Source organism: Vibrio sp. OPT46 (assembly GCF_015163535.1).
Classification (GTDB): domain Bacteria; phylum Pseudomonadota; class Gammaproteobacteria; order Enterobacterales; family Vibrionaceae; genus Vibrio; species Vibrio alginolyticus.
Genome location: NZ_JADDYG010000308.1, coordinates 28,438 through 29,477, shown reverse-complemented (window position 1 = coordinate 29,477; position 1,040 = coordinate 28,438). Strand labels below are relative to the sequence as shown.

2 protein-coding genes are annotated in these 1,040 nt (G+C 39.1%); both read right to left on the bottom strand.

All coding sequences use genetic code 11. The features are described 5' to 3' along the window. Nucleotides 1–379 (bottom strand): ABZJ_00895 family protein (locus IQR33_RS15095; protein ID WP_193843797.1); only part of this gene is annotated, 379 nt, incomplete at its 3' end. Between the two features lie 32 nt (nt 380–411). Next, nucleotides 412–741 carry a YceK/YidQ family lipoprotein gene (locus tag IQR33_RS15090; RefSeq protein ID WP_017820979.1) on the bottom strand — a complete coding sequence of 110 codons (330 nt, stop codon included), beginning with the start codon at nt 739–741 and terminating at the stop codon, nt 412–414. Between the last annotated feature and the right edge of the window lie 299 nt (nt 742–1,040).

The following is a 1,040-nucleotide window of genomic DNA, read 5'->3' as shown; positions in this document are numbered from 1 at the left end:
TTAGCATTATGATAGCAATAAAAATACTTACCCCACCGAGCTCAGATAATAAATAAAACGGAGAAATATCTAACGACATTAAGATAAGAGAGAACACTGCCAAACTTGCTAAAGTCCACAGTAAAACAGCATACCATCTTGTTTTTGATGGCATTACATCTCCAGTCTTGTAGCCGAAGTAATAACCAACACTCATGGCTGGGATTAACGTGCTAAGAAAGCCTGTACCACTCATTTCTATCCCAACAATATATTCAATGGCCAACAGCAATGCAGCCCAACAAACGGACGCCAGACACAACAGAGACGTAACAAGAAGTACCGATGGTGGCTGGTTTATTTCTGATTCTGAATAGTTATTTTTTAATTCCACTTTCATTTCCTTCCATTTATTTGAATAAAATAAGCGTTTTAGATCATGCTTCCGCTTGGACAACCTAGAGAAACAACACCGCCATAACTCGTTGTTGGCGTAACTACCATGACTAAATCAACAGGAAGAAACACAACGTCCGTTGCTAACGACAAAGGAATGTCAATCAATGATAGTGGGTATAACGCGATAGAAGTAATATCAGCTCTTAAATAGCAAGGTTGTCGTGCGACTGATAACGCGGTGCCTGAAAACGGCTTTCCGTATCCGCCACCAGCATGCGCATCTATAGACGAACACCCCACCATTAAAGATGCTGACACCACAAGAAATACAACTTGTAGCTTTTTAAATAGTTTTATTTTCATTTAACCTAGATTCCAACTAACTGTTATTTTTTAAAACTAAACCCTCTCTCTCAAATTGTATATTCAATAAGTTTACTCATATGGGCCTAGTGCAACCATGTTAATACGTTCTATGTATCAGAAACAATTCATTTATTTCCAATGACACTAGTGAGATTATGCGACGTGATTGGAATCTCACTTAAGTTTTCATGGACCTATCGCGCTGAAAATTGAAGCCTCTACCTGTCATAGAATAAAAAGCCGTCAAAGCCAGTGGTTCTGACGGCTTTTTGTAAGCGCCCCGTGGGCATTACCTA

Excerpts from the sequence above, each read along its gene's own strand:
- IQR33_RS15090 (WP_017820979.1), bottom strand. The coding sequence starts at position 741 with ATGAAAATAAAACTATTTAAAAAGCTACAAGTTGTATTTCTTGTGGTG.